4 protein-coding genes are annotated in these 5,896 nt (G+C 63.8%); all 4 read left to right on the forward strand.

Features of this window, described 5'->3' with window-relative positions:
- On the forward strand, window positions 1–841 hold an 841-nt coding region (locus A2J03_RS22490; protein WP_156520538.1), incomplete at its 5' end, for an amidohydrolase family protein.
- Window positions 838–3,162, forward strand: coding sequence for a xanthine dehydrogenase family protein molybdopterin-binding subunit (locus A2J03_RS22495; protein WP_231912659.1), 2,325 nt, complete (start codon window positions 838–840; stop codon window positions 3,160–3,162). The genes A2J03_RS22490 and A2J03_RS22495, both read left to right, overlap by 4 nt.
- 101 nt (window positions 3,163–3,263) lie before the next feature.
- Window positions 3,264–4,700, forward strand: a complete 1,437-nt coding sequence (locus A2J03_RS22500; RefSeq protein ID WP_068378417.1) for an NCS2 family permease — start codon at window positions 3,264–3,266, stop codon at window positions 4,698–4,700.
- Window positions 4,700–5,782 (forward strand): XdhC family protein, encoded by a 1,083-nt coding sequence (locus tag A2J03_RS22505; RefSeq protein WP_068378419.1) that lies wholly within the window; start codon window positions 4,700–4,702, stop codon window positions 5,780–5,782. The genes A2J03_RS22500 and A2J03_RS22505 overlap by 1 nt, the downstream gene beginning before the upstream one ends.
- Window positions 5,783–5,896: the final 114 nt, after the last annotated feature.

A 5,896-nucleotide genomic window follows, 5' to 3' on the forward strand; every position in this document is an offset into this window, starting at 1 on the left:
CGACGACATTCTGAACGCGACGTCGGACGCGATCGACACCTACCACGACAGTTCATTCGGATCGATGCTGCGCATTGCCGTCGCACCGTGCTCTCCGTTCTCCATCAGCAAGGACCTCCTCGTCGAATCGGCGACGCTTGCGCGCGCCAAAGGCGTCAGGCTGCACACGCACCTCGCCGAGACGATCGACGAAGAAGAGCACTGCCTCGCTCAGATGGGCTGCACACCAGTCGAATACATGGAACAAGTCGGCTGGCTCGGTGACGACGTCTGGTTTGCGCATGCGGTGCACCTTCACGACTCCGACATCGCCAAGATGGCGGCCACCGGAACCGGTGCCGCGCACTGCCCGAGCTCGAATGCCCGACTCGGCGCGGGAATCGCACGGATCTCGGACCTGCTCGCGGCAGGCGCCCCCGTCGGACTCGGAGTCGACGGCAGTGCCTCGGCGGAAATGGTGCCGCTGGCAGGCGAGATCCGCCAGGCCATGTACATGCAGCGCGCCAAGTACGGACCTACGGCATTGACGGCTCGTCAGGCATTGGAGATCGGGACTCTCGGCGGAGCAACAGTGCTCGGTCGCCAGGACGAAATCGGGTCGATCGAGGTCGGGAAGATGGCCGATCTCGCACTGTGGCGGACCGACGGGTTCTACTCGGCGGTGGACGATCCGATCGTGGCGTTCGCGTACGGACAGACTCCACCGCTGGCACGCCTCCTCGTCGGGGGCCGCACCATCATCGAGGACGATGTGCTCGTCAGCGCGCCGCAGGACGCCGTGGCGCAGGAGGGCGTCGACGCCCACCGCCGCCTGATGAAACTCGCAGAGGACGTACTGTGACCACTCCAACTTCCACCCCGACGCGCGCTCCCGCGGATATCGCGGCGCCCGGACGCGGTCGCGTCGGAGACAGCCCGCTACGCCCCGACGGAACGCTGAAGGTCAAAGGCGAGTTCGCGTATTCCTCGGATCTGTTCATCGACGGAATGCTCTGGGGCGCAGCACTACGCAGTCCCCACCCGCGCGCTCGTATCGTGTCCGTGAAGATTTCGGAGGCCCTCGCGACCCCTGGCGTCGAAGCAGTTCTGACGCATGAAGACGTACCGGGACGAAAGTGCTTCGGACTCGACCACACCTGGGACCAGCCCGTCCTCGCATTCGACGAGGTGCGCCACGAGGGCGAACCGATTGCGCTGATCGCCGCCGATCATCCCGAGACTGCACGCCGGGCAATGGAGAAGATCGAGGTGGTCTACGAGGTACTCGAGCCACTGACCGACGCTCGCCGCGCCGCGCTGGACCCGTCCTACCCCAAGGTTCAGGAGCGCGGGGGAGTGGCTCGTCACCAGCCGGTGCGGGTGGGCGACGTTGCTGCGGCGAAGGCAACGGCCGACGTCGTGGTCAGTAGCGAGTTCTCGGTAGGGATTCAGGACCAAGCATTCCTCGGTCCCGAATCCGGCCTGGCCATACCCGGTGAAGACGGTGGTATCGACCTCTACGTCGCGACGCAGTGGATGCACAACGACCTCGAACAGATCGGACCGTGCCTCGGCCTGCCGAAAGAGAAGATTCGGATGACGCTGGCCGGCGTCGGTGGCGCCTTCGGTGGGCGTGAGGATCTGTCGATGCAGATCCACGCGGCGATGTTGGCGATGCACACCGGCAAGCCGGTCAAGATCGTCTACAACCGGTACGAATCGTTCTTCGGGCACGTCCACCGTCATCCGGCGCAGATGCACTACGAGTACGGCGCGACCCGCGACGGGAAGTTGCTGTACGCGGATGTGGAAATCATTCTCGACGGTGGTGCCTATACCTCCGCGACGCTCAACGTCGTCGGCAATGCGGCATCGCTCGGTGTCGGGCCGTACATCATCCCGAACATCGAGATCGACGCGTACGGCGTGTATACCAACAATCCGCCGTGCGGTGCGATGCGTGGATTCGGCGCTGTGCAAGCATGTTTCGCGTACGAGTCGATGATGGACAAACTCGGTGAGGCCTGCGGAATCGGCCCCATCGAGATCCGCCAGATCAACGCAGTCAGCCAAGGTTCCGTCCTGGCGACCGGTCAGGTGATCGAGGCGCCGGCTCCGCTCGCCGAGATGCTGGCCAGGGCCGAGGCGATGGAACTGCCTGCTCCGGTCGATGCGTCGGACATCCGTAACTTGCCGGGTGGAGCGTCGCAGACCACGCACGGTGAGGGCGTCGTCCGCGGCGTCGGATACGGCGTCGGTATCAAGAACATCTGCTTCTCCGAGAACTACGACGACTACTCCACTGCGCGAGTGCGTTTGGAAGTCATCGGCGGTGAGGCCACTGCGCTGGTGCACACTGCCGCAGCAGAAGTCGGGCAGGGCCTGGTCACACTCGAGGCGCAGATCGCCCGAACCGAACTCGGAGTGACGAAGGTGGTCATCCATCCCGCGGACACGAAGGTCGGCAATGCCGGGTCCTCGTCGGCGTCGCGTCAGTCGTACATGACCGGCGGGGCAGTCAAGACGGCCTGCGAAGCCGTTCGCGAGGCAGTGTTCGTGCTTGCGGGACTCCACCTCGGGCGCGCCGTGAACGATCTCGGTCTCGACGGCGGAAAGATCGTCTCTGCCGCCGACGGTGTGCTGGCGAGCATCGAGGACGTCCTGGGCGAGCGTGTGATCGAGCAGACCCGCGAGTTCCACCACCGGCCCACCAGTGGCATGGATCCCATTACCGGACAGGGTGCAAGCCACACTCAGCTCGCGCTGTGCGTTCACCGAGCAGTGGTCGATGTCGACGTCGAACTGGGCCTGGTCAAGGTCGTCGAAATGGCGGCCGTCCAAGATGTCGGCAAGATTCTGAACCGACTCTCGCTCGAAGGTCAGATTCACGGCGGATCGGCTCAGGGTCTCGGCCTCGCCGTCATGGAGGAGATCGTCGTCAAGGACGGTCTCGTCAAGAACCCATCGTTCACCGACTACCTCATTCCGACGATTCTCGACATGCCGCCCATGAAGCTGGACATCCTCGAGAACGCAGACCCGTTGGCGCCGTACGGTCTTCGCGGCGCCGGGGAACCACCCACTCTGTCGTCCACGCCCGCCGTCGTCGCCGCGATCCGCGACGCCACCGGACTCGCGCTCACCCGCGTGCCGATCCGGCCGGAACACATCGTCAATAGCTGACTCACCTACGACCATGCAGGTAGCGGTGCCGTGCGCCAACTCCCCGGGCCCGACCCCACCTACGCTGCCCCTAGCCACCACAGCCCTGGGAGGGCACTGTCATGACACAGCTAGATTCCTCCAGTACCCGCGAACGGAGTTTGTCTCCGCTCGACAAGTTCTTCTCGATCTCCGTTCGAGGGTCGACCATATCTCGCGAAATACGTGGCGGTGTAACCACGTTCGTCGCCATGGCCTACCTGATCGTGCTCATCCCACTGATCATCGGTGATGCCAAGGACGTCACCGGCGCCACTCTCGATCCCGCGCAGCTGTCCACCATGGTTGCGTTGTCGGCCGGGCTGACGACGATCCTCATGGGCGTGGTCGGAAACGCGCCGCTGGCAATGGCTGCGGGCCTCGGCGTCACCCCGATCGTCGTGTTCCAAGCCGCGCCGTACATGACATGGCCACAGGCGATGGGACTGGTGGTGCTCGAAGGCGTCGTGATCGTCATCTTCGCGCTCACCGGAATTCGGCAGCTGATCATGGATGCCATCCCGCTGGTTCTCAAGCAGGCGATCGGCGTCGGAATCGGTGCGTTCATCGCGCTGATCGGACTGGTCGACGCCGGGTTCGTCGGACACCATGAATCGGCCGCGACCGCCGTAACTTTGGGTACCTTCGGCAAGCTCGCAGGTTGGCCGGTGTTCGTGTTCTGCGTCGGGCTCGTAGTGATGATCATGCTGTTCGTCAGGCGAGTTCCGGGAGCGATGCTGATCGGCATCTTCGTCGCTACCAACCTTGCGATCATCTTGAACTCGATGATCGACATCGATCCCAAGTCGTGGGGACCCGTGGTGCCCAAGGTGCCTGATTCGATCATCGCTACCCCGCAGTTCGGCCTGCTGTTCGAGGTCGACCTGTTCGGCGGATTCGCCCGAGCCGGTGTCGTCACCGCGTCGGTGGTGCTGTTCACGCTGGTGCTGTCGGGATTCTTCGACGCGATGGGCACCATCCTCGGTGTCGGTGAAGAAGCAGGTTTGGTCGACAAGCAGGGAAGAATGCCCGGCCTGAGCCGCATTCTGACCGTCGACGGCCTGGGTGCCGTCGTGGGTGGTGCGATCAACGGCTCGGCCAACACCGCCGTCGTCGAGTCCGCAGCAGGTGTCACCGAGGGGGCCCGAACCGGATTGGCCAGTATCGTGACCGGCGGGCTCCTGACCAGCCTGATCTTCTTCACTCCGCTGGCAGGCGTCGTACCTGTCGGTGCGGCAGCACCCGCACTCGTCCTGGTCGGTGCACTGATGATGACCCACGTCCGCAAGATCGACTGGGAGAACACCGAAATCGCGATTCCCGCCTTTCTGACTATCGTGCTGATGCCGTTCACATACTCGATCACGGTGGGTGTCGCGGCCGGGGTGATCTCGTACACGTTGATCCGAGTGGCGAAAGGAAAAGTGCGACAGACTCACTGGCTGCTCTACGTGATGTCGGCCATCTTCTTCGTGTACTTCGCGCTGCACCCGATCGAAGAGGCTCTCGGTATTTCGTGATGCGCGACATCGCAACGAGGTTGGCGCAATGGCATTCCGAGTCGATGCCGTACGCACTGGCCACAGTCATCTCCGTCTCAGGCAGTGCGCCTCGCCTGCCGGGGGCGGCGATGGCCGTCAGTGCGGACGGCGAAGCGGTGGGCAGCGTGTCCGGCGGGTGCGTCGAGAGTGCTGTCTACGAGCTGTGCCGCGAGGTGCTCTCGAGCCGGCAGTGTGTCCGGACGAGTTTCGGGTACCACGACGATGACGCCTTCGCGGTCGGGTTGACGTGCGGTGGTGTGATCGAGGTGTTCGTATCGTGCGCTGTTCCCGCGTCTTTCGTCGATGCCGTGGGGTGTGGCGAGTCGGTGGCGACTGCCCAGGTTCTCGACGAGTCCGGAGCCATTCTCATGGTTGGGCGACTCGGTGGTTTCGGGACAACGGGATTCGCCGATCTGGACGCGGTCCTCGCCGAAGAGGCACTGGCAATGCTCGATTCCGGGGCCTCGGGTATTCGCTCCGTGCGCTGTCGGCCGGATCTGGAGGTGTTCGTGTCCTCGTATGCATCGAAACCGCGGCTGTTGATCTTCGGCGCCGTCGATTACGCGGGCGCACTCGCTCGGCTCGGCTCGTTCCTCGGCTACCGCGTGACAGTGTGCGACGCGCGGCCCGTGTTCGCTACGGAAGCGCGGTTCCCGGACGCCGACGAGGTAGTGGTGGAGTGGCCCCACAGCTACCTGGCTCGGACAGAAGTGGATTCGAGAACCGTCGTTTGCGTTCTGACCCACGATGCGAAATTCGATGTGCCGCTGCTGAAGGTGGCGCTACGTTTGCCGGTCGCGTTCGTCGGTGCAATGGGTTCTCGCCGAACACATGTAGATCGGTTGCGTCGGCTACGGGAGGTGGGCCTCGAGGAGGTTGAGTTGGCGCGGCTGAGGTCGCCTATCGGGTTGGATCTCGGGGCCAGGACTCCGGAGGAGACCGCAGTCGCGATTGCGGCCGAGTTCGTCGCCGTTCGCAGGGGCGGAAGCGCTGTGCCTCTCGTCGCATCCAGCGGGCCGATTCATCATGACTACACAGCTTCGCCGTCGGTGTTCGCGTAGTCGAACTGTCCAGGCATTTTCCGTTCACCTTCGCTTCACCCCGGACCCGACGCATGGTCATGTGGTTGATGGAACGTAGCGACACCCGATTGGCTCAGTAGAGATCTTGGAGTT

The sequence above is a fragment of the Rhodococcus sp. EPR-157 genome, from assembly GCF_001647195.1.
Lineage (GTDB): Bacteria > Actinomycetota > Actinomycetes > Mycobacteriales > Mycobacteriaceae > Rhodococcoides.

Excerpts from the sequence above, each read along its gene's own strand:
- A2J03_RS22500 (WP_068378417.1), top strand. The coding sequence starts at position 3,264 with ATGACACAGCTAGATTCCTCCAGTACCCGCGAACGGAGTTTGTCTCCG.
- A2J03_RS22505 (WP_068378419.1), top strand. The coding sequence starts at position 4,700 with ATGCGCGACATCGCAACGAGGTTGGCGCAATGGCATTCCGAGTCGATG.